Genomic DNA, 20,729 nt, shown 5'->3' with positions numbered 1-20,729 from the left:
AACGGCCCTTGATTTGGCTGGTAGTACTAGCGGCCGGCCACCCAGCGAAACGTGAGGTTGAGGCGCGGCCCCACGGGGCGGGCCGTTTTGGGCAGGGCATGCTGCCAGTGCTGCTGGGTGGGGCCGCGCATGAGGAGCAGGCTGCCAGCGGCCAGGTCGAGGCCGAAGGGGGCGTGCGCCAGGCCGGCCCTCGGGCGCAGCCGGAAGCGGCGCGTGGCTCCCAGGCTGAGGGAGGCAATGGCGGGGGTGGGGCCCAGTTCGGGCTCGTCGTCGGCGTGCCAGCCCATGCTGTCGCGGCCGTCGCGGTACAGGTTCAGCAGCACACTGTTGAAGCGGGCCCCGGTGGCGGCTTCGAGGCGCTGGCGCAGGGCGTGCAGGGCCGGCAGCCAGGGGCGGGGCTCCCAGCGCAGGCCCGAGTAGGTGTAGCGGGCATCGGGGTCGCCGTACCAGGCCGTGAGGCGGGGCTGCGGAATTTCCTGCCCAAAAATGCGAATGGCCCGCTGCTCCCACGCCGCCTCAGCCGTTAGCCCGGCCAGCAGCGCGGCAGCTTCCGTTTTCGATAAAAAAGCCGGGTCGAAAAGCAGGTCGGCCTGGGGCAACGACAGCGGCGAGAGCGCCATGAGCAAGCAGTGAGAACGGGGCGCACTGGCCGGCGCGCCCGGGTGGGTGGGTCGGGTTAGGGCTGCTTCTGCATCCGCTCCAGCTGCTCGCGCACTTCCTTGGGCTGTTGCTTAATGAGGTAGGGCATAATGCGTTGGGCACCCCATACAATCAGCATGCACACCAAAATGGGTGCGATAATGCTGCGGCTTCGAAAATTGGTGCTGCCAATGTAGCGCGGCCATATCCACAGCACATAAATCAGGGCCGCCGGCAAATTGAACAGTAAAACTCCCCAAATAGGGCTCAGTCCCTGCTGAAACACCGCCCAGTTGACCAGCGCCGAACCTGCGAAAAAATACGCCACCACGAAAATCGCCAGGCCCAGCGTAGCCCGCTTTTTCCCCAGCCGGTAGAGGTTCATGCCCATCAGTACCCCGCCCGTAATCATGGTGGATACCGGCAGGATGGAAAACAGCACGATGGCCATCGGCGAGTACAGGGCTGGGGTGGTTTCGTCGGTCTCGCCCGTGGTGGCATCGGCGGCGGTGGGGGGCAGGGCGCGGCGGCGTTCGGCTTCGGCGGCTTCGTCGAGGGTGCGTTGGTTGGCGGCGGCCACCTCCATCCCGGGCCGCAGGGCGGCTTCTTCGGGTGCGGGCTGGCCGCGGCGGCGCAGCTCATCGAAGGCGGCCAGCACGGCGGCCTCCCGGTACTGCGCATGGCCGGTCACGTATTCGCGCAGGGCCGCGTCGGTCTTGAGCAGCATCTTAGCGGCGTAATCTTCCATTTTGGTCAGTTAAAAGTTAAGAGTTAAGAGTGAAAAGCAGAAGTTGTTAAACGAAAAACGGGTGCCAAGCAGACACCAGCCGCAAAGAGGGTTTAACTCTTAACTTTTAACTTTTAACTGAAAAAGCGCGCCAGCGCTTCGCCCACCCGGTCCACGTCCTCAAACGAATTATAGAGCGGTACGGGTGCCAGGCGAATGACATTCGGTTCGCGCCAGTCGGCGATGATGCCTTGCGCGGCCAGAAAATCAAACAGCTCGCGCCCGCGCTCATGCACCAGCACCGAGAGCTGGCAGCCGCGCTGGGCGGGGTCGGCCGGCGTGATGATTTCGAGCTGCGACGTGGGTAGTCCCAGATTCAGGATAAGGCTTTCGAGGCGGCCGGTGAGCAGCTCGCTCTTGCGGCGCAGCGCGGCCATGCCCCCGGCCCGCTCCACAATGGCGAGGCTGGCCCGGTGAATGGCCATCGGGAAAATCTGGGCGTTGGAGAGCTGCCAGCCGGCCGCGCCGGCCATGGGCTGAAACCCCTTCTTCATCTGGAAGCGCACCGTCGGGTCGTGGCCCCACCAGCCGGCCAGGCGCACGAGGTCGGGCCGCTCGGCAAACCGCTCGTGCACGAACACGCCCGACGTACCGCCGGGGCCCGAGTTCAGGTACTTGTAGGTGCACCAGCAGGCGAAGTCCACGTCCCAGTCGTGCAGGTGCAACTCCACGTTGCCGGCCGCGTGGGCCAGGTCGAAGCCCACGTAGGCCCCCACCGCGTGGCCCGCCCGCGTGATGGCGGCCATGTCGAAGGCCTGTCCGGTGTAGTAGTTCACCCCGCCGATGAGGACAGTGGCCAGCGAGTCGCCGAGTTCTGCGATTTTGGCTTCGATGTCCTCGGTGCGCAGGGTGTGCTCGCCGGGCCGCGGCACCAGCTCCACAATGGCTTCGGCGGGGTCGAGGCCGTGCAGGTGAGCCTGGCTTTCGATGGCGTATTGGTCGGAGGGGAAAGCGCCGCCTTCCATCAGAATCTTGTAGCGCGTGGCCGTGGGGCGGTAAAACGACACCAGCAGCAGGTGCAGGTTCACGGTCAGGTTGTTCATCACCACCACTTCCAGCGGGAGCCCGCCCACCAGGCGGGCACTGGCCTCGGTGAGGGTGTCGTGGTAGTGCATCCAGAACGAGGGCGCTTGGAAATGGCCTTCCACGCCCAGCCGTTCCCAGGCATCAAATTCCTGCTCGGCGGCGGCGCGGGCCGCTTTGGGCATCAGGCCCAGCGAGTTGCCGCAAAAGTAGGCGGAGGGCTGCCCATCGGGCCCGGCCGGCAGGTGAAACTCCTGGCGAAAAGCTGCCAGCGGGTCGGTCGCGTCGAGGTGGGTGGCGGGAGTGGCGGAAAGGGCAGCGGTCATAAAGGCAAAGGTCGGCGCAAAGCCCGCGCCGATGCTAACAAAAGGTTATGGCCTTGCGGGCGTTCAGAACGTGTACCCCGAATTTCCAATTCGGCCGGGCGAACGTCAATCGTTCAACGGCCGAGCTAAAAATCCGGCCGGGCGAACGTCAATCGTTCAACGACCGAGCTAAAAATCCGGCCGGGCGAACGTCAATCGTTCAACGACCGAATTGAAAATTCGGGGTACTCGTGTGGCCGTGCCCGAACCGCTCGGCGGCGAGCCCCAGCCAATCCAGCGCATTCTGGCCCAGCATCCGGGCTTTGGTATCGGCCGAAAAAGGCATGGACCTGATGAGCTGGCCGGGCTCCAGCTCCCCCAGCGGAAACGGGTAGTCGGAGCCGAGCGTGATTTTGTCGGCCCCCAGGGTTTTCACCAGGTAGTCGAGCATCAGCGGGTCGTGCACCAGCGAGTCGACCCAGAACTTGCCCAGGTAGTTGCGCGGGTTGTGGGGGTTGTCCACGGCGCAGAGGTCGGGCCGCACCTGCCAGCCGTGCTCGATGCGGCCGATGGTGCTGGCGAACGAGCCCCCGCCATGCGCCACGGCCACGCGCAGGTTGGGCAGGCGCTCCAGCACGCCGCCGAATATCAGCGAGCACAGGGCCAGCGTGCTTTCGGCGGGCATGCCCACCAGCCAGGGCAGCCAGTACTTGGGCATTTTCTGCTGGGCCATCATGTCCCAGGGGTGCACGAATACGCAGGCCCCGAGCTCCTCGGCGGCGGCGAATATTTCAAAAAGCTCGGGTGCGTCGAGGTTCCAGTCGTTCACGTGCGAGCCAATCTGCACGCCGGCCAGGCCGATTTTCAGGCAGCGCTCCAGCTCCCGGATGGCCAGCTTGGGGGCCTGCATCGGGATAGTGCCCAGGCCCACGTAGCGGGTGGGGTAGCGCCGGACCACGCCGGCAATGTGGTCGTTGAGCAGCTGGCTCAAATCCAGGCAGTCCAGCGGCTGGGCCCAGTAGCTGAACATGACCGGCACGGTGCTCAGCACCTGCACCTGCACGCCAAACTGGTCGTACTCGCGCATCCGCACCTGGGGGTCCCAGCAGTTGTCCTGCACTTCGCGGAAGAACTTGTCGTCCTGCATCATGCGGGCGCAGCAGGGCTTGTGGTGGTCGAGCCGGATGAAGCCCCCATAGCCGTAGCGCTCGGCCAAATCGGGCCAGCGCTCGGGCAGAATGTGGGTGTGAATGTCGATGGAAAGCAACGGGTGGGTGGGCGAGGGGTGGGGGAGGAGGAGCGGAAAAAACGTCATGCTGAGCGTAGCCGAAGCATCTCTACCGTGCAAGTATTCATTTACTATTGCGGTAGAGATGCTTCGGCTACGCTCAGCATGACGTTCAACTATTATTCGGTCACTGGCACCGGTGTGGGCGCTTCCATATAAGTGCCGCAGTTCTGGCAGGTGCGCAGCGCTTCCGAAGCCCAGAACTTGTTCATGATGGGCGGCAGCTGGGCCACGATGTCGGTGATGAGGGTGAATTCCTCGTGCAGCTTGTGGCCGCAGTTTTCGCAGTACCACTGGAAGCCGTCGGGCTCGTCGGTGGTGCGGTAGCGCTCGAGCACCAGGCCCACGGTGCCGGCCGGGCGGCGCGGCGAGTGCGGCACGTGGGGCGGCAGCAGAAACATCTCGCCGGGGCCGATGGTGATGTCAACCGGCTGGCCGTCCTCCATGATTTTGACGGTCATCGTGCCTTCGATTTGCCAGAATAGCTCCTCGCCGGCATCCACGTGGTAGTCTTTGCGGGCGTTGGGGCCGCCCACCACCATCACGATAAAGTCTTTGTTGTCTTTGAACACCTGCTGGTTGCCCACCGGGGGCTTCAGCAGATGGCGGTGCTCATCAATCCATTTCTGGAAATTAAAGGGGCGGGCTATCATGGGTGGTGATTAGAGACAGGTGAGGAGAAGATGCCCAAAAATAGCCAAGCAATTGTCAGCTTTTCCCGGGCTTTGTCAGGGTGAGCTGGCAGGCGGGCCGTTAGGGCGCAACAGAACATAACCGTCGGCAAAATGCTCTTCCGTAAAATCGGGAAAGGCGGCCCTGATGTAGCGATGCGCCGCCCCACCGCGCCAATCGGGGCTGATGAGTACGGCCGCCGGCTGAAAATGCTGACGGAAAGCCCTGGCCGCCGCTACCGATGGCGGGCGAACAGTGGTGTCGGCAGGGGCTTGCTGTAGGCGCAGCAGCATCCGCAGCACCGAGTCGCCCCGCTCAAACGCCTCGAAACGAGCATCCGGAATGCGGGATAAGTAGGCCGACAGCAACTTCTTGCGGTAATGCGGCTGGTAGAGAAAATTAACCAGCTCCACTTTGCCGACCTGCTTTTTTCCATCAACCAGCCCTACCGGTATCGTCAATAGTGCCTTGCCAGGCAGCGCGGCAACGGCCCGAAAAGCCGGCGGCAACGCTGCCGACGACGCCAGGGGCGGGGCCACTGGCCAGTATTCACCGCTCACGGCTACGAGTAGCACCGCGCTCAATACCCATTGCCAGCGGGGCTGCCAGTGCGTCCAGCGCGCTTCGAGGGCCGCAAATACCACCAGGGGCAACAGCAGGCTCACCAGCAGCACCCAGCGGGTGGGGCAGCGGATGTTATTGAAAAAGGGAATGAGGTGCAAAAACCCCGTGGGCAGGTTCACCAGCGACTTCCCGAAAATGCGGAGTGCCGGCAGGGTCAGCATCACGCTGAACAGCAGCACCCAGGCCAGCGGGCGGCCCTGCGGGTCCTGCTGCCGCGTCGATACCTGCTTGCCGGGCCAGCAGCATACCGCCAGGCCCAGCAAAGGCAGCGCAAAGCCCAAAAACATAATGTTTTCGATGGAGCCCGGCATCGTGTACACCCCGGCATTGATGAAAAGCCGCTGCGCCCAGGCCACGTCCAGCCAGTAGCTATTGGGGGGCGGCATAAAGTAGCTGACGACGTCGCCCCCCCACCAGAAGCCGCCATTGTCGGGCACGCCCGCCAGGCGGAGCAGGCGCAGCGCAATATGGCTAACCAGCAGAATGCCGGCCAGCACCAGCCAGGAGCGCCACTGCCGCCAGTTTATTTCCCCCAGCCGAAGCCAGAACCACAGCGCGTAACCCAGCGAAAAGTACAGGAGCGCGAAGGTGATATAATAGTCGCTGAACAGCGTGAGCAACCCGAGCCCCAGGCAGGCAGCAACCGCGCCCCAGCTGCGTACCAGTGGCCACAGCCGCCCGGCTCGGAACTCGAAAGCCCGCAGGAAAGCCAGTACGAAAAAAGGCACGGTGGCCGTCAGCACCAGGTCGTAGTGCTCCGGAAGCCGCAGCATTTTGTAGGGCGAGAAGGCAAAAACAAACCCCGCCAGCCATTGCAGCAGCGGCTGGCGTACCCAGCGGCGCACCAGCAGCCACGCTCCCACGCCCGACAAGGTGTACTGCCCGAGCAGCATGAGGTTGAGCGCCAGCATTTCGTTGCCCACCAGCACATTGAGCAGGCCGATGATGGGCGTGTAAGTCGTCATCAGCAAGGAAGCCCCTTCCGGATACAGCAGCCAATCGGAATAAAAAGGGTTGTGCCCACTCAGCAGCATTTCGCGGAAGTGCCACACACTCCAGATTTGCATGTAGCCATCGTGGTCGGCTACGGCCGGGAATGCCGTAGCCAGCTGGGTGCCCAGGGGCCAGGTCCAGGCCAGGAACACGGCAGAGTAGCTAAAGGCGACGGCAAGAAGAGCGCCCCACCCGGCCAGGCGCGGCATTGCGTGTTTTTCCATTGGAAAGAATTCTGACGGTAGCCGGTGGAACCGGGCCAGCACGGTAATTTTACCCGCGTTACTTCCACAAAGCAACGAGTAAAGGGCAAGATGGTCGCGCTAACGGTTTAGCAAGGCCCGCTTTTTTCCCGCCGAAAGCTGCTCTGTTCCGCACCAATCCCCTTTGCCCCACCACCCCCGCCCCGCATGAGCCTTCTCTTTACTTCCCGCTGCGCCCTCGTGGGCGGCTCCACGCAAGGCATCGGCCGGGCCGTGGCCGAGGCCCTGGCCGCCCAGGGTGCTACCGTCACGCTGCTGGCCCGCAACGAAGCCCAGCTGCGCGCGGTAGCCGCCGCCCTGCCCACGCCCGCCGGCCAGACCCACGATTTTCTGGTAGCCGATTTCGCGGCCCCCGAAGTGCTGGCCGCCACCGTGCGCGACTACCTGAGCGCCACCGGCCGCACTTTTCACATTCTGGTGAACAACACCGGCGGCCCCGCCGGCGGCCCGCTGCTGCAAGCCACGCCCGCCGATTTTCGGGCCGCCTTCGAGCAGCACCTCGTGGCCAACCACCTGCTGGCCCAGGCCGTGGTGCCGGGCATGCAGGCCGCCGGTTTCGGGCGCATCGTCAACATTGTCAGCACGTCGGTGAAGGTGCCGCTGCCGGGCCTGGGCGTGAGCAACACCATTCGCGGGGCCGTGGCCAGCTGGGCCAAAACCCTGGCCAATGAGCTGGGCCCGCACGGCATCACGGTGAATAACGTGCTGCCCGGGGCCACGCTCACCCAGCGCCACACCTCGCTCATCGAGAAGAAAACCGCCCAAACCGGCCAGTCGGCCGAGGCCATCGAAGCCGAGATGCTGAAAACCATTCCGGCCCGCCGCTTCGGTCTGGCCGAGGAGGTAGCCGCCGCCGTGGCCTTCCTGGCCTCGCCGGCGGCCGGCTACATCAACGGCACCAGCGTGCCCGTGGATGGCGGCCGCACCGGCAGCCTTTAGGCAGTTAGCAGTTAGCAGTGAACAGTTAGCAGTTGATAGTGAGTAGTTAACAGTTGGGCAATGCATTGATAACTGCTAACTGTTCACTGCTAACTGCTAACTAAAACTACCTTTGTTGCTTCCTGCTGCTCCAATGCCTTTTCTGTGGTAAAATTCGATACGCTTTCCATCGTCATCCCGGTTTATAATGAGGCCCGCACCATTCATCAGATTCTGGATTTGCTGCGCGAGCTGAAGCTGGTGAACAACATTGGCAAGGAGATTATCCTCGTGAATGACTGCTCGACCGATGCCTCGGCCGAAACCATTCGGGCCTACGCCGCGCGCTACCCCGAACTGGGCCTGCGTTTGCTGGAGCACACTGTTAATCAGGGCAAAGGGGCGGCGCTGCACACCGGTATTCGCGAAGCTACCGGCGACTACGTCATCATTCAGGATGCCGACCTGGAGTACGACCCCGAGGAATACAACGTGCTGATAAAGCCCATTCTCAAGGGCTTTGCCGACGTGGTTTTCGGCTCGCGCTTCATGGGCGGCAATCCGCACCGCATCCTGTTCTTCTGGCACAGCATCGGCAACTACTGGCTCACGCTGTTCTCGAACATGGTGACCGACCTGAACCTGACCGACATGGAAACGTGCTACAAGCTGTTTCGGCGCGACATCATTCAGGGGATGAAGCTGGAAGAAAACCGCTTCGGCTTCGAGCCTGAAGTGACCGTCAAAGTAGCCCGCGTGAAAGACGTGCGCATCTACGAAGTGGGCATCAGCTACTACGGCCGCACCTACGCCGAGGGCAAGAAAATCGGGTGGCGCGATGGGTTCCGGGCCATTTACTGCATCGTTAAGTATGGCCTGCTGGGACAGTAAGTCAGGCGTTACGCGCTAGCCAATGCGTGTGACACCCACCTGGAAATGGATTGGAAGGCGGGACTGTTTAATTTTCAATGCGGAGCGCAATGTCGTCGGCATACACGTTTTCGCTGTTGCCTGCGCGCCACAGGTAGCACTTTAATTGATTGGTGTCCTGAATTGAATCGGGTAAAGTAAAAGTGCGTGATACCTGTTGCCACTCCTTAAACTTTTTCACTTCTTTTGCCAAGCTGATATCGCCGTAGAATACCGGCGTGCTACGTTCTGGCGAATGCGCGATGGCTAGTACTAAACTGCCCGGCACTTGGTCGCTGGGCACCCATACCCAGGCCGATAGGGTAATGGTCCTGATTTTGGCGGTACTCATTTTGCCAAGAATCGAGCTGTAGGTATAGCTGTATTCAGCTTGTGGCCCTACCGCTAAAGCATACTTACCAGAATGCGCCCGCTCGGTGGTAACGCTACCATCGGTATTGCCATTCCAGCCCAATACACTCTCAAAATCGTTGTGGGTTATGGCGATTCCTTTGGTAAGGGCATCGTCTTTTTTTGCACACGAAGTAAGCAAAACACTTCCGGTTAGTAGTGACCAGACGAAGGAGGTAAAACGTTTCATCAATTTGAAAATAAGCAGAAATAGGGTGCTACAAAACTACTTGAATCGGCTCAGTAATTGAAAAACGGCGTTTTCTGGTGCTACGCCAAGTTTGCTGGGGCTTGGGCTAAGGCTCCGGAGCAGGGGCGGGAGTCTCCCGCCAGATTGCGGTTGGTGCCGAACCGTCGGGGCGGCCCAAAACGGTAAGGGGATGCACCACGGAGGCTTGGCCCTGGCGGAGGTGTACCGCATAGGCCCCCGGCGGCAGTGGGGCCCACCGGGGCCGCCATGTGCCCCCCCCCGCGGTGGTGCCACCGGCTACGAGCCTGCCGAGTAGGTCGTGAACGGCCCAGGCTACGGAATCTGGTTTGGGGATACTAATCCGTAGTTCCGGAGTGCCCGCGATTTGGGTCCAGGCCGGGGCCCAGCGCCCGGCAATGGGCAAGGGTAAAAAAAGGTCACACGCCGGGTTATAATTGTCGGTAAGTTGCAATGCAAGACGCGGGGCCGCGCGAGGTGACGGGGCCAAATTCCACGCCTGATACATCGCCTGGTCGGGCCGGCCGGGCTGCGTTTCAGCGGGCAGCCACGCCAGCTCTGATTGCGGGAAATCCCCACCCGGGCGTAGCACCGCAACCGGCGGGGGTAAGTGCCGGGGCCGGTATATTCTAATGTAATCAAGGGCCAGCGTATCTGCGGGATGCGTGGCCCAGGCGAGGGCGGTCATGTTCACGATTACAGCCATGGCGCAGCCGGCGGGCAGCAGCCGCGTTTCGTGGCGAATCGGAACCCCGTCGTAATAAAAGACAATACCATCAGGCATCCACTTCACGCCGTACGTGTGAAATTGCTCGTGCAGGTTGCCCGCGGGGTCCGTGTTGTAAAAAAGACACTGACAGGTTTGCTCCTGTTGGCGGGTGGGCCGCCAATACCCGCCGGGAGCCAGATGAAGGGTGTTGGAGAAGACATTGGCATCGGCCTCGAAGACATCCACTTCATCGGGCACTCCGCCAAAAAGCCAGAATGCGGGCGCGGAAGTCGACGAAGCGGGCTGCCGTGCCCGCACTTCGAAAAGCCCGTAGCTAAAGCCCTCTTCAGGATGGCAGTTGGCGGGGCGAAGCGAATCGATGAGGTGCCGGCTAAACAGCATCGAAGCCGTGTAGTGGAGCGGCCGCCCCCGATAAACCAAGGGCTCGGCCAGCCGGTGCAGGGTCATGTTCAATACCCCAGCGCTGGCTTGCAATTCCCGGGCGGTGTAATAGCCGACTTCAATGGAGTTGGCTAAGGCCCGCCCCCACGGGTAAGAAAACCGCCACCGCTCTGTCAGCGCGAGGGTATCAACCGGCGCGTTAAACTCTTCTGCCCATTCCAGGTGCCAGTCGGCATAGTTGATGGGTTGCTGAGCAGAAGCTGGCAATACGCCGTGCCAGACTAGCAGCAGGGCAATAACCTGTGCTATTCGTTTCCGCATTATTCGGGTGATAGTCATTCGGGAGGCCCTGGCCAGCATATTTGGTTAAGCACAGTAGTGTGGCAGCGAGTATTTACGGCAAGCAAAAATGGCACATGCGCGGCTCGGAAGAGAAGAATTGACCGCGTGGCACCACAAATAAGGAGAGGTTTTCGGTGATTTCGAAGAACGGCACTCGCCAATTGAGCCGTAGTTTTGACGGCCGTAAAGATGCCCTACAGCGGTTCGCCACAATTTTACCTTGAATGAGCACGAATCTTCGCAGAGACCATTGGTTGGGTATGAGCAGTGTTGCGCTGGCAGCGGCCGCGCTGACAGCTGTATTATTCTGGTCGGTGCTGATTAACCCCAACGACCATTTTTTTACGGCTGGAGGGGACGCGTTGCAGAGTTACTACGCTACGGCTTTTTACGCGCTGCACGACGTGGGCGACCGTTTTACGGGCATGAACTATCCGTTCGGCGAGCATTTCAATTACCCCAACCTGCAGCCGCTCATTGCGGTAGTGCTGAATTTTTTGCAGCGGCACGGCGTGCCAGCGGGCTACTATACGGTGGGCATCACCAACTTGCTGGCGCTGGCTTCGCTGGTCGTGACACCAGTGGTACTATACGCAATTTTGCGCCGTACCCACCTGCCGGTGCTCTATGCGGCGGTGCTGGCGCTCATCATTGGGTTCATGTCGCCTCAGGTGTTGCGCCTCGACGCTCACCTGTCGCTGAGCTATGCGTGTTTCGTGCCCTTGCTCTGGTACTGCATTATTCGCATGCAGGAAGAGCCGCAGCAGTGGCGGTGGTACGTGCTATTTGCGTTGGGCAGCCTGCTGATGGGCAGCGTAATGCTTTATTTCCTGGCTTGCGGCTGTTTTTTTCTGTTGGCGCACGTGCTGATACTGGCGTGGCAGCAGCCCCGAATGCGGCCGTGGCTGGGGCGGATGGTACTGGCTGCCCTGCTGCCGCTGCTGCTGTTCCGGGGCTACCTCTGGGCCACCGACCACGTGGCCGACCGGCCACCCAACCCCTATGGCCTGCTGGTGTATGTCGCCACGCCTACGTCGGTATTCTTGCCAGTACTGGGGCCGCTGCACGAGTGGGGGCAACGGCATGGGCTGCCGCAAGCCGATGGGATGGAAGGCCTCTCGTACGTGGGCCTGGTGTGCACCGCAACCCTGTTTGTGACGCTCATACTGGGCGCGATAAACCTGGTGCGCCGCCGGCAATGGCGGCGACTTGGGCGGCCCGCGCTGCCGTTGCACTTGCGCACCGGCCTGTGGGCTGCTACGCTGCTGTTGCTGCTGGCTTTCGGGCTGCCATTTAAGTGGCGCTGGTTCGATTGGCTGACCGACCATTCGGGACCAGTGAAGCAGTTTCGGTCACTGGGCCGTTTCGCGTGGCCTTTCTACTACGTGGCTTCCACCTACACGGCCTATGCGTTGTATCGGCTATGGCGCTACCTGCGTCGGCAGCGCCGGCAGGCAGTGGCTTGGGTGGGCGTGCCGTTGCTACTGCTGTGGGCCGCCGAATCGTGGATGCAGGTTTCTGCAAAAGCCGACCAGGTAACGGCGAGCAGTGGAGCCAGTGCGTTTCTGGACCCTAACAAAGACTTGATTTCCCGGCTGACGTGGACCAACCGCAAGGCCTCGGACTTTCAGGCTATTCTGCCCCTGCCCTACTACAACATCGGAACCGATAAATTCGACCTGAGCGGTAGCGGCAATTCCATTTACCAGGCCGATAAGGCCTCGGCCACTACCGGCCTGCCCTTGCTGGCCTGTTACGTATCGCGGGCTTCGGTGGGCCAGGCCATGCTGCATGTGCAGCTGCTGAGTAGTGAGTTAGTGCCCAAAGAGCTGCTGACTTACTTTCCCAATCAAAAGCCTTTGTTGCTGCTGGTGACCCCCGATGCCCTCACCGAGGCCGAGCAGCGCCTCGTGCGTCTGGGCAAGCTGCTGCTTCAGGCTCCGGAAGGCGCGCTGTACGAATTGCCCATCGCGGCATTGGCCGCTACCAGCCAGCTTCGGGAGCGGGCCATCGCCGACTCGTTGCTGCCACGGCTGCCCCAGCGGGCCAACGGCCTGCGTGTCACTACGCCAGCCGGCGTTATGCTCCAGTCATTCGACCAGGCCAAGGACCGACGCGGCCGGCTTGGTGCCGGAGCCTTCTACGAGCCGAAAGAAGGTTTTTCCATCCTTTATGATGGGGCGCTGCCGATGCCGGCTGATACCGGCCGCTACGAGGCTGGCGTGTGGATATACGGCAAGATGGACTACGGCTACGGCAACATGCAGGTCAAGCTCTACGATGCGGCCGGGCAAATGCTGGACCATCAAACGGCCGATGCCCGCCATGCCACCGAAGTGCTGGGCGAATGGGTACGAGTAGTGGTGCCTTTCCGCCGAACCCAGTCCGCCGTGCGCATTGAGGTGCTCTATGATAACCGGGGGCTGCTCGTCGACGACCTGTTAATCCGGCCCGCCAATACCGACGTGTACTACTACGTGGGCACGGGTGCCCGGCGCAAGCTCGTCAAGAACACCTACCCGCTGAATCCCTAGCCGTCGGCCACCGCGCACCTGCTACTGCGGGTGCGCAGTGGCTAAAGCCGGCTTCCCCGCTCCAGCACTGGCGGGGCGGGGAAGCCGGTCGCTCCGGTTTAGGGCTCGATGGTCACGCGCAAATCATCAAGGTAAATGGGCTGGCTGGCACTGCCCTCGCGCCACAGATACAGGCCGAGCGTGTAGGTCGGCAGGATATTTTCGGGCAGGGTGATGACCTTACTTACTTCAACCCATTTGCCGGGGGCGGCCAATTTGCCCAACGATATGCCTTCCCACATCAGGGGCTTTTCGGCGGGGGTGGCGGGGTTGCCCACCGTTACTACCAGCGTGGCGCTGGCCCCGGCCGCCGGCAGGAATGTCCAGGCCGAGACCTTGATTTTTTTGATGCGGGTGCCACTCAGGTTGCCCAGCGGTGCGGTGTAGCCCAGGCTGTATTCGTGGGTGCCGTCGACTTTGAGGGCGTAATTGCCGGAGTGCGCTTTTCCGCGGGCCAGCGTGCCGCTCATGGCATCGGGTATCCACCCGGCCAGGGTGTCAAAGTTGGCATCAACCAGCACGTTGGGGTCGATGACCGACTCGTTGCTGCCACCGCAGCCGGCCAGGGTCAGCGCAGCCAGTGCGCCCATCGAGCAGAGAAGTTTTTTCATGAATAAAGAGAAAACAGAGAATTGGAGAGAATGTAGGAGTTGAAAACGGGTGATGCTACCACAGCTCCGTCAGCAGCAGGTCGTCGGCGTACACGGGGCTCGTCACATCCTTTGCGAAAAGGTAGACCACGAGCTGGCTGCGTGACGAAAAATAGGTGTTCAGCGGAATGTCCAGGTCGCGGCTCACCCATTTCCAGGCCCCGAACGGACTGCTGTCGTTGAGAAACACCTCCTTGCGGAAAACGGGGTTGTCGGGGTTATCGGGGTTGGAAATGACGACCACGAACACGGCATCGTCCCGAAAGCCGGGCACCCACACCCAGGCCCCCAGCGTGATGCGGCGCGGCCGGTGCGAAAACAGCTGCCCCAGCTCGGCGCGAAACGTGGGCGAGTACGGATGCTGCGGGTCTACGCGTATCGAGAACTGGCCCGAGTGGGCCTTGTCGGTGGCCAGCTGGGGCAGCATGGCGGGGGCCCAGCCCTTGAAGCCCTCAAAATCGGTGCGCGCGAGCTCACGCCGGCGGGGCGTTGTGCGGCCATCGCGCGGGTGGCAGCCGGCGGCCAGCAGGCCCGCGAGGGCCAGCCCGCCGATGGTAAGGAAAGAACGAATTTTCATGGAAAAGCGAAACGGGCGGCAGTCGGAAATGGGAGGCCCTACCAGGGGCGCTGGCGGTCGCGGCGACGCAGGATAATGGCCGGCGACCGGCCCACCGTTTCAAAGCCGGCGGCCATGGCTTCGCGCTGGTCGGCCGGCAGCTGGCCAAAAAAGGCGGGATTCATCGCCACGTAGTCGAGGCTGTCGAAGGCCATGCGCCCCAGGAAATCCTCAGCCTTCACCGTTGTCACGCTCGCCGGGGTCCACGTCAGGCCCCGCCGGTCGAAATACACCTGCGAGATATTCGGAGCCGGCTCGTTGAAGTAGAGCACATTGGCCGTGGCTGGCACGCCGGCTTGCGCCATTTCGGCGGCTCCGCCGCGCATCCAGACATGCGGCCACGGCGAAAAGGTCAGGTAGTCGTCGCTGGAACGATGCTTTAGGCGCTTGTAGCCGTTGGCCGCCAAAAAGAAAACCAGCACGGCCAGGCCCACCGTGGTCCCGTAGCGCACGAAGCCCGTGTACTGGCTCAGGTTGAGCAGGGCCAGCACCAGCAGCAGCACGGCCGGGGGCAGGCCCGCGCAAATAATGTAGTAGTCGTGCACGCCAAACTGCGCCCCCATGAGCTGGGCGAACAACAGCCCGATGGCCACGGCGGCCAGCAGCAGCAGGGTGAGGGGCAGGTAACGGCCCAGGTTGCGCCGCAGAAAAACCAGCAGCAGCAGCACGCACACGCCCAGCATTCGGTACTGCGTAATGGTACCGTACTCAAACAGCCAGCCCCGGCGCACGTCCCGGAGTACGTCGTGGAGGGTTTCCGGGTCGGGAATGGGCCGGGCGGCGGCCAGGAACTGCCCGGATTGGTAGGTTTCGTTCAGGTGCTGATTGTGCACGAAAAAGGCCACCACGACGCCGAGCACCACTGCCAGCAGGCCCAGAAATCCGAGGCGCTGCCGCGGCGTCATCCGGTCGGGCTGCAAAAAGGACCAGAGCAGCGTGATGCCGGCTACCGCGCCCAGGTGCAGCCCCGTGGTGGTTTTGATGAGTGCCGCCAGGCCCAGCACCAGCACCGCCACGCGCAGGTCGGGAAAGTGCCGGTTTTCGAAGAAACGCGCCCAGTAGTAGTAGCCGACAAAGCTCAGGCTCAGGCTGAAAGGGTCGGGCAGAAAGCCGCCCGCGTAAAACGCGAAAAAAGGCGAAGCCAGCAGGAAAACGCCCGGCACCAGCCCGGCCACAAAGTGCCCCGTGCGCTCAAAAATCAGCCGGAACAGGTAGTAGAAGCCAAGCAGCGTGACGGCCACATCGAGCAAGCGAAACAGCAGGCCGATATTGCCGCGCCCAAACACCAGGCCGCCCAAAGCCGCCAGATAAGCCTGCAGCGGGAACTCGACGCCGGTAACGCCCCCAATGGACTCCAGCGACGAGGTGCGCGGCGTGAAAAAATCGAACCCGTAATCGTAGAAATTAAGCGCCAGCGAAAGCCGGTCGGTTTGCGCCCAGGTATGAATGCCGTTGGGCAGCTCGTTGAGGTAGGGGCCGTAGAAAAAAGCACCCAGAATAATGAAGAACAGCGCCGCCGCTACGTGGTAGGGGCGCGGCCGGAACGACCGCACCGAAGCAACGGAGAATGACATATAAATGGAGTGTCAGCAGTTGTGGAGCAAGGAAGGCAGCGACAAAGGTAGGACACGGCACGCGGGCGCTGTATTGCAATCGTGTACTTTTGCCAGGCATGGACCTGACCTACGAAGCCAAATACCACCAGCTGGAAGAAGAGCATTGGTGGTTCGCCAGTCGCCGCGACGCGGTTTACGATATAATCAAACAGCTCAAACTGCCCACCACGGCGGCCATTCTGGAGATTGGCTGCTCGGGCGGGCCGCTGATGCAGCGCCTGCGCACCGCCGGCTACACCGACCTGACGGGCATCGACGTGAGTGGGCCGGCCATCGAGCTGGCCCAGGCCCGGGGCGTGCCCAACGTGTCGGTGATGGACGGGGCCGCCCTGGCGTTCGGCGATGCGCGCTTCGACCTGGTGATTGCCTCCGACGTGCTGGAACATATTGAGGACGAGGGTCGCGCGCTGCGTGAGTGGACCCGCGTGCTCAGGCCGGGCGGCCAGCTGCTGGTGTTTGTGCCCGCCCACGCCTACCTCTGGAGCGAGCACGACGTGGTGAACCACCACTTCCGGCGCTACTCGCGCCCGGGGCTGACGGCGGCCCTGGGGCGGGCGGGCTTACGCGTCGAGCGCAGCTCGTTCTGGAACGCGGCCATGTACTTGCCCACCGCCGCGCTGCGGCTGGGCCGCCGGCTGGTATCCGGGCCCGTATCGCCGGTGCAAAAGCCGGGGGCCACCGGCGACCTCCACCACTTCGCTGGCCCGGCCAACACTTTGCTGCTGCTGTGGGTGAAACTCGAAAACCGCCTGCTGCGGCGGCTGAACCTGCCCCTGGGGGTCAGCGTGTTTGCCCTGGCTCAAAAGCCGGCCTGAATTTTTTCCTCCCCAAAGTATTCGTAAGCCCGCGTGGAACTGTCCGTCATTATTCCCATCTACAACGAAGAAGCCAATATTGCGGAGCTCTACCAGCGCCTGCTGGGGGTGCTGGAGCCCATGGCCCTGCCCGGCGGCTTCGAGCTGGTGTTCGTCAACGATGGCTCCCGGGACCAGTCGCTGCCCCTGCTGCTCAACCTGGCCGCGCGCGACGAGCGGGTGCGCTACATCGACTTCAGCCGCAATTTCGGCCATCAGATTGCCGTCACGGCCGGCCTCGACCGGTCGCAGGGCGAGGCCGTGGTCATTATCGACGCCGACCTGCAGGACCCGCCCGAGCTGATTCCGCTGCTCTACCAGAAGATGCACGAAGGCTTTGAAGTCGTGTATGCCAAGCGGCGCTCGCGGCAGGGCGACAGCGCGGCCAAGAAGCTCACGGCCCGGGTTTTCTACCGCCTGCTGGCCCGCATCACCAGCGTTTCCATCCCCGTCGATACCGGCGACTTTCGCATCATCTCGCGCAAAGTGGTGGATGGCCTGCGGCTGATGCCCGAGCAGAACAAGTTTATTCGCGGGCAGATTTCCTGGATTGGCTACCGCCAAACGTTCATCGAGTACGACCGGGCCGGGCGCGGGGGCGGCGAAACCGGCTATACCTACCGCAAAATGCTGCGCTTTGCCCTGGATGGCATCACCGCCTTCTCCGACGTACCCCTCAAAGCGGCCACCCTTATGGGCTTTACGGTGTCCGGAGTGGCTTTTCTGGTGGGAATCTACACGCTGTACGCCCGCTTTTTTACCCGTGATTACGAACCGGGCTGGGCGTCGCTGATGGTGAGTATTTTGTTTCTGGGCGGGGTACAGCTGATTTCGGTGGGCATCATTGGCGAGTACATAGCGCGGCTCTCGGCCAATGTTCGTCAACGCCCTTTGTACCTGATATCCAATACCAATACGGCATCTCTGCCCAGCCCGCCCGCTCATTAATCCCCCGTCTGCCCGACTGGCAGGCGGCAGGAACATTCCGTTTGGTGGTGACGTCGTTGTGGGCATTGTTGTTTTCGTATTTCCCTCCCTATGCGCATTCAGAATTACCTCAACGGCCAGCTCGTGCCGCCCCATGCCGGCCGCTACCTCGATAACGTGGACCCTGCCACCGGCCAGGTCTACGGCCAGATTCCGGACTCTGATGCCACTGACGTAGCCGCCGCCGTGGCCGCCGCCGAAGCCGCCCTGCCCGCCTGGCGCAAGCTGCCGGCCGAAGACCGGGGCCGCCTCCTCGTCAAAATCGCCGACCTTATTGATGCCAACCTCGAGCGCCTGGCCCGCGCCGAAAGCCAGGACAACGGCAAGCCCCTGAGCCTGGCCCGCGCCATGGACATCCCGCGGGCGGCCTCCAACTTCCACTTCTTCGGCACCGCCGCCGGCCACTTCGCCACCGAAGCCCACGTGCAGGAAGGCGTGGCCGTGAACTACACCGTGCGCCACCCCGTGGGCGTGGTGGGCTGCATCTCGCCCTGGAACCTGCCGCTCTACCTTTTCACCTGGAAGATTGCGCCGGCCCTGGCCGTGGGCTGCTGCGTGGTGGCCAAGCCCTCGGAAATCACGCCCGCCACCGCCTTTCTGCTGAGTGAATTGTGTATAGAGGCCGGTCTGCCGGCGGGCGTGCTCAACATCATCCACGGCAATGGCCCGAGCTGCGGGCAGGCCATCGTGGAGCATCCGGGCATCAAGGCTATCAGCTTCACGGGCGGTACGGCCACGGGGCGGCACCTAGCGGCCACCGCTGCGCCGATGTTCAAAAAGCTCAGCCTGGAGCTGGGTGGCAAAAACCCCAACCTCATTTTTGCCGATTGCGACCTGGCCGCCGCCGTGGCCACCAGCATCCGCAGCAGCTTTGCCAACCAGGGCCAGATTTGCCTCTGCGGCTCGCGCATATTCATCGAGCGCCCGATTTATGAGGCCTTCAAAACTGAGTTTCTCAGGCAGCTCCAGGACCAGAAAATCGGCGACCCGCTCGAAGCCGATACCAAACAAGGCGCGTTGGTGAGCGAGGCCCACTTGCATAAAGTGCTTGATTACATTAAGCTGGCTCACGAAGAAGGTGGCACGCTGCTGGCCGGCGGCCACCGCGCCACCGTGCCCGGCCGCTGCGAAGGCGGCTATTTCCTGGAGCCCACCGTGTTCGAAAATCTGCCCTTCGACTGCCGCACCAACCAGGAGGAAATCTTCGGCCCCGTCGTTACCCTCACGCCCTTCGATACCGACGAAGAAGCCCTGATGATGGCCAATAGCACCGATTACGGCCTGTCGGCTACCATCTGGACTTCTAATCTCACCCGCGCCCACCGCGTGGCGCACCAGCTGCACAGCGGCATCGTCTGGATAAATACCTGGCTGCACCGCGACCTGCGCACCCCTTTCGGCGGCATGAAGAACTCCGGTGTCGGCCGCGAGGGCGGGTTGGAGGCATTGCGGTTTTTCACCGAGGCCCAGAATGTGTGCGTTAAACTGACCACGGATTGACGCGGATTTTAGCGGATTTCACGGATTTTGTGGACGATTATTGAGCCGGCTATCTTTTGGAAAGAATGTCGTGCAACACCTCCCTCCTCGTGCTAGTTGCGGTCGTCTACAAAATCCGTGAAATCCGCTAAAATCCGTGCTAATCTGTGGTCTTGTACACCTCGGCCAGTGGCACCTGGCAGCCGATGCTGCATAGGTCCAGCACGCCGGGCCGGGCGTTGGTATCGGTTAGCAACCAACGGCCCTGCTCGTCCCGCCAGTACCACTCGGCGTAAGGCAGCGGCGAATGCAGGAGCACAAACTGTTGTAGACCGGGCAACTGGCGGTACAAGCCGAATCGGCCAGCCCAGCCTTCAGCAGTGGGCGTTACGATTTGCACCAGCAACGTCGGATTCAGCAGATTCTCCTGCGTCTGGTCATCCAGAAACTCCGGCGTGCCATGTATAACGGCCAGGTCGGGATAGCAGAAGGCGTTGGCTTCGGTTACGTGCAGGCGCTGGTTGCTGCCGACCACGTTGCTGGTAGTACCGCGTAAATACCGGCTGATGATGGCGGTGAGGTTGGCGCAAATCAAATTATGCGCGTAGCTGGCTCCAGTCACCGCCCGCACTTCGCCATTGAAGTACTCGTGCTTATACTCCGCTTCCCGCTCCCGGCGCAGGTAGTCTTCGGGCGAAACGTATTTGGGAGAATCAATTTGGCGAACGGGCGGACTCATAATACAAGCACAATAAGGGAATTACCCAAAAGTACGAACCCAACCCCGCCTGTGTCCTTACCTTTGCGGGCTGAACCGCCCGTCTGCCTGCATGCCCCATATCTCCCCCGATTACTACGCCCATCCCACAGCCATCCTCGACGAGGGCTGCCAGATAGGCGAAGGCAGCCGCATCTGGCACTTTTGCCACATCTGCGCCGGGGCCGCCATTGGGGAGCAGTGCAACCTGGGCCAGAACGTGTTTGTGGCCGATGGCGTGACCCTGGGCCGCAACGTGAAAGTGCAGAACAACGTGAGCCTCTACGGCGGCGTAATCTGCGAAGACGACGTATTCCTGGGCCCTTCCGTGGTATTCACTAATGTGAAAAACCCGCGCAGCGCCGTGCCGCGCAAAGGTCCCGGCCAGTATCAGCCCACTTACCTGGAGCAGGGCGTGACTATCGGGGCCAACGCCACCATCGTGTGCGGCGTGCGGCTGGGGCGCTACGCCTTTGTGGGCGCCGGCAGCGTGGTCACGCACGACGTTCCGGCCTATGCCCTCGTATACGGCACGCCCGCCCGCCCGCAGGGCTGGATGAGCGCCTACGGCCACCGCCTGACCTTCGACGCTCAGCACCGGGCCACCTGCCCCGAAAGCGGCGAGCAATACGAGCTGAGCGAAACGGCCCAAACCGTGCGCCCGCTTCCCAAAAACGACAAACGAACCACGAAAAACTAACTAC

At 62.1% G+C, this 20,729-nt stretch carries 19 protein-coding genes; 7 read left to right on the top strand and 12 right to left on the bottom strand.

Going from position 1 to position 20,729, the window contains the following annotated elements; all coding sequences use genetic code 11:
• Positions 1 to 26 precede the first annotated feature (26 nt).
• The 6 genes from ABD819_RS00645 to ABD819_RS00620 form a co-directional block, all read right to left on the bottom strand.
• Positions 27 to 620 carry an alpha-ketoglutarate-dependent dioxygenase AlkB family protein gene (locus ABD819_RS00645; protein WP_345119865.1) on the bottom strand — a complete coding sequence of 198 codons (594 nt, stop codon included), beginning with the start codon at positions 618 to 620 and terminating at the stop codon, positions 27 to 29.
• Between the two features lie 56 nt (positions 621 to 676).
• A complete protein-coding gene (locus ABD819_RS00640) occupies positions 677 to 1,387 on the bottom strand; it encodes a hypothetical protein (protein WP_345119863.1) in 711 nt (236 codons plus the stop codon).
• A 113-nt stretch (positions 1,388 to 1,500) separates the two neighbouring features.
• Positions 1,501 to 2,775, bottom strand: a complete 1,275-nt coding sequence (gene kynU / locus ABD819_RS00635) for a kynureninase (RefSeq protein ID WP_345119861.1) — start codon at positions 2,773 to 2,775, stop codon at positions 1,501 to 1,503.
• Between the two features lie 199 nt (positions 2,776 to 2,974).
• Complete coding sequence (locus ABD819_RS00630) at positions 2,975 to 4,069, bottom strand: amidohydrolase family protein (protein ID WP_345119859.1); 1,095 nt, start codon at positions 4,067 to 4,069, stop codon at positions 2,975 to 2,977.
• A 92-nt stretch (positions 4,070 to 4,161) separates the two neighbouring features.
• The gene (locus ABD819_RS00625; RefSeq protein WP_345119857.1) at positions 4,162 to 4,695 is read right to left on the bottom strand and encodes a 3-hydroxyanthranilate 3,4-dioxygenase; all 534 of its coding nucleotides are present in this window, start codon (positions 4,693 to 4,695) and stop codon (positions 4,162 to 4,164) included.
• A gap of 75 nt (positions 4,696 to 4,770) precedes the next feature.
• A complete protein-coding gene (locus tag ABD819_RS00620; RefSeq protein ID WP_345119855.1) occupies positions 4,771 to 6,555 on the bottom strand; it encodes a DUF6311 domain-containing protein in 1,785 nt (594 codons plus the stop codon).
• Positions 6,556 to 6,741: 186 nt separating this feature from the next.
• On the opposite strand from ABD819_RS00620, the gene ABD819_RS00615 reads away from it, so the two are divergent.
• Together ABD819_RS00615 and ABD819_RS00610 are read left to right on the top strand one after the other, a co-directional pair.
• Positions 6,742 to 7,533: an SDR family oxidoreductase gene (locus ABD819_RS00615; RefSeq protein WP_345119853.1), complete on the top strand. Its 792-nt coding sequence runs from the start codon at positions 6,742 to 6,744 to the stop codon at positions 7,531 to 7,533.
• Positions 7,534 to 7,677: 144 nt separating this feature from the next.
• On the top strand, positions 7,678 to 8,403 hold the full coding sequence (locus ABD819_RS00610; RefSeq protein WP_345119851.1) for a glycosyltransferase family 2 protein: 726 nt from the start codon (positions 7,678 to 7,680) through the stop codon (positions 8,401 to 8,403).
• A 67-nt stretch (positions 8,404 to 8,470) separates the two neighbouring features.
• On the opposite strand, the gene ABD819_RS00605 is transcribed toward ABD819_RS00610, so the two are convergent.
• Both ABD819_RS00605 and ABD819_RS00600 read right to left on the bottom strand, forming a co-directional pair.
• The gene (locus ABD819_RS00605; RefSeq protein ID WP_345119849.1) at positions 8,471 to 9,022 is read right to left on the bottom strand and encodes a carbohydrate binding domain-containing protein; all 552 of its coding nucleotides are present in this window, start codon (positions 9,020 to 9,022) and stop codon (positions 8,471 to 8,473) included.
• Positions 9,023 to 9,128: 106 nt separating this feature from the next.
• Complete coding sequence (locus tag ABD819_RS00600) at positions 9,129 to 10,472, bottom strand: glycoside hydrolase family 16 protein (protein WP_345119847.1); 1,344 nt, start codon at positions 10,470 to 10,472, stop codon at positions 9,129 to 9,131.
• A 245-nt stretch (positions 10,473 to 10,717) separates the two neighbouring features.
• Between ABD819_RS00600 and ABD819_RS00595 the strand changes: the two genes are divergently transcribed.
• Entirely contained in the window at positions 10,718 to 13,027 is a 2,310-nt protein-coding gene (locus tag ABD819_RS00595; protein ID WP_345119845.1) for a DUF6311 domain-containing protein, read from the top strand.
• 98 nt (positions 13,028 to 13,125) lie between these two features.
• Here the strand turns inward: ABD819_RS00595 and ABD819_RS00590 are convergent, their stop codons facing one another.
• From ABD819_RS00590 to ABD819_RS00580, 3 genes are read right to left on the bottom strand one after another with little or no spacing between them, the layout of a single operon-like run.
• A complete protein-coding gene (locus tag ABD819_RS00590) occupies positions 13,126 to 13,677 on the bottom strand; it encodes a hypothetical protein (RefSeq protein ID WP_345119843.1) in 552 nt (183 codons plus the stop codon).
• A gap of 55 nt (positions 13,678 to 13,732) precedes the next feature.
• The gene (locus ABD819_RS00585) at positions 13,733 to 14,293 is read right to left on the bottom strand and encodes a hypothetical protein (protein ID WP_345119841.1); all 561 of its coding nucleotides are present in this window, start codon (positions 14,291 to 14,293) and stop codon (positions 13,733 to 13,735) included.
• A 38-nt stretch (positions 14,294 to 14,331) separates the two neighbouring features.
• Positions 14,332 to 15,906 carry an ArnT family glycosyltransferase gene (locus ABD819_RS00580; protein WP_345119839.1) on the bottom strand — a complete coding sequence of 525 codons (1,575 nt, stop codon included), beginning with the start codon at positions 15,904 to 15,906 and terminating at the stop codon, positions 14,332 to 14,334.
• Between the two features lie 98 nt (positions 15,907 to 16,004).
• On the opposite strand from ABD819_RS00580, the gene ABD819_RS00575 reads away from it, so the two are divergent.
• The 3 genes from ABD819_RS00575 (at position 16,005) to ABD819_RS00565 (ending at position 19,289) form a co-directional block, all read left to right on the top strand.
• The gene (locus ABD819_RS00575; protein ID WP_345119837.1) at positions 16,005 to 16,763 is read left to right on the top strand and encodes a class I SAM-dependent methyltransferase; all 759 of its coding nucleotides are present in this window, start codon (positions 16,005 to 16,007) and stop codon (positions 16,761 to 16,763) included.
• Between the two features lie 33 nt (positions 16,764 to 16,796).
• Complete coding sequence (locus ABD819_RS00570) at positions 16,797 to 17,750, top strand: glycosyltransferase family 2 protein (protein WP_345119835.1); 954 nt, start codon at positions 16,797 to 16,799, stop codon at positions 17,748 to 17,750.
• 90 nt (positions 17,751 to 17,840) lie between these two features.
• The gene (locus ABD819_RS00565; protein WP_345119833.1) at positions 17,841 to 19,289 is read left to right on the top strand and encodes an aldehyde dehydrogenase; all 1,449 of its coding nucleotides are present in this window, start codon (positions 17,841 to 17,843) and stop codon (positions 19,287 to 19,289) included.
• A gap of 139 nt (positions 19,290 to 19,428) precedes the next feature.
• On the opposite strand, the gene ABD819_RS00560 is transcribed toward ABD819_RS00565, so the two are convergent.
• On the bottom strand, positions 19,429 to 20,007 hold the full coding sequence (locus ABD819_RS00560) for a Uma2 family endonuclease (RefSeq protein ID WP_345119831.1): 579 nt from the start codon (positions 20,005 to 20,007) through the stop codon (positions 19,429 to 19,431).
• A 91-nt stretch (positions 20,008 to 20,098) separates the two neighbouring features.
• On the opposite strand from ABD819_RS00560, the gene ABD819_RS00555 reads away from it, so the two are divergent.
• Positions 20,099 to 20,725: an acyltransferase gene (locus ABD819_RS00555; protein ID WP_345119829.1), complete on the top strand. Its 627-nt coding sequence runs from the start codon at positions 20,099 to 20,101 to the stop codon at positions 20,723 to 20,725.
• Positions 20,726 to 20,729 lie beyond the last annotated feature (4 nt).

This window comes from Hymenobacter antarcticus, from assembly GCF_039539545.1.
Classification (GTDB): Bacteria; Bacteroidota; Bacteroidia; order Cytophagales; family Hymenobacteraceae; genus Hymenobacter; species Hymenobacter antarcticus.
The sequence above is the reverse complement of the archived record's forward strand: the minus strand, read 5'-3'. Positions and strand labels throughout refer to the sequence as shown.

Excerpts from the sequence above, each read along its gene's own strand:
- ABD819_RS00605 (WP_345119849.1), bottom strand. The coding sequence starts at position 9,022 with ATGAAACGTTTTACCTCCTTCGTCTGGTCACTACTAACCGGAAGTGTT.
- ABD819_RS00630 (WP_345119859.1), bottom strand. The coding sequence starts at position 4,069 with ATGACGTTTTTTCCGCTCCTCCTCCCCCACCCCTCGCCCACCCACCCG.
- ABD819_RS00580 (WP_345119839.1), bottom strand. The coding sequence starts at position 15,906 with ATGTCATTCTCCGTTGCTTCGGTGCGGTCGTTCCGGCCGCGCCCCTAC.
- ABD819_RS00600 (WP_345119847.1), bottom strand. The coding sequence starts at position 10,472 with ATGCGGAAACGAATAGCACAGGTTATTGCCCTGCTGCTAGTCTGGCAC.
- ABD819_RS00560 (WP_345119831.1), bottom strand. The coding sequence starts at position 20,007 with ATGAGTCCGCCCGTTCGCCAAATTGATTCTCCCAAATACGTTTCGCCC.
- kynU (WP_345119861.1), bottom strand. The coding sequence starts at position 2,775 with ATGACCGCTGCCCTTTCCGCCACTCCCGCCACCCACCTCGACGCGACC.
- ABD819_RS00590 (WP_345119843.1), bottom strand. The coding sequence starts at position 13,677 with ATGAAAAAACTTCTCTGCTCGATGGGCGCACTGGCTGCGCTGACCCTG.
- ABD819_RS00625 (WP_345119857.1), bottom strand. The coding sequence starts at position 4,695 with ATGATAGCCCGCCCCTTTAATTTCCAGAAATGGATTGATGAGCACCGC.
- ABD819_RS00640 (WP_345119863.1), bottom strand. The coding sequence starts at position 1,387 with ATGGAAGATTACGCCGCTAAGATGCTGCTCAAGACCGACGCGGCCCTG.
- ABD819_RS00595 (WP_345119845.1), top strand. The coding sequence starts at position 10,718 with ATGAGCACGAATCTTCGCAGAGACCATTGGTTGGGTATGAGCAGTGTT.
- ABD819_RS00615 (WP_345119853.1), top strand. The coding sequence starts at position 6,742 with ATGAGCCTTCTCTTTACTTCCCGCTGCGCCCTCGTGGGCGGCTCCACG.
- ABD819_RS00585 (WP_345119841.1), bottom strand. The coding sequence starts at position 14,293 with ATGAAAATTCGTTCTTTCCTTACCATCGGCGGGCTGGCCCTCGCGGGC.
- ABD819_RS00575 (WP_345119837.1), top strand. The coding sequence starts at position 16,005 with ATGGACCTGACCTACGAAGCCAAATACCACCAGCTGGAAGAAGAGCAT.
- ABD819_RS00645 (WP_345119865.1), bottom strand. The coding sequence starts at position 620 with ATGGCGCTCTCGCCGCTGTCGTTGCCCCAGGCCGACCTGCTTTTCGAC.
- ABD819_RS00620 (WP_345119855.1), bottom strand. The coding sequence starts at position 6,555 with ATGGAAAAACACGCAATGCCGCGCCTGGCCGGGTGGGGCGCTCTTCTT.
- ABD819_RS00565 (WP_345119833.1), top strand. The coding sequence starts at position 17,841 with ATGCGCATTCAGAATTACCTCAACGGCCAGCTCGTGCCGCCCCATGCC.
- ABD819_RS00555 (WP_345119829.1), top strand. The coding sequence starts at position 20,099 with ATGCCCCATATCTCCCCCGATTACTACGCCCATCCCACAGCCATCCTC.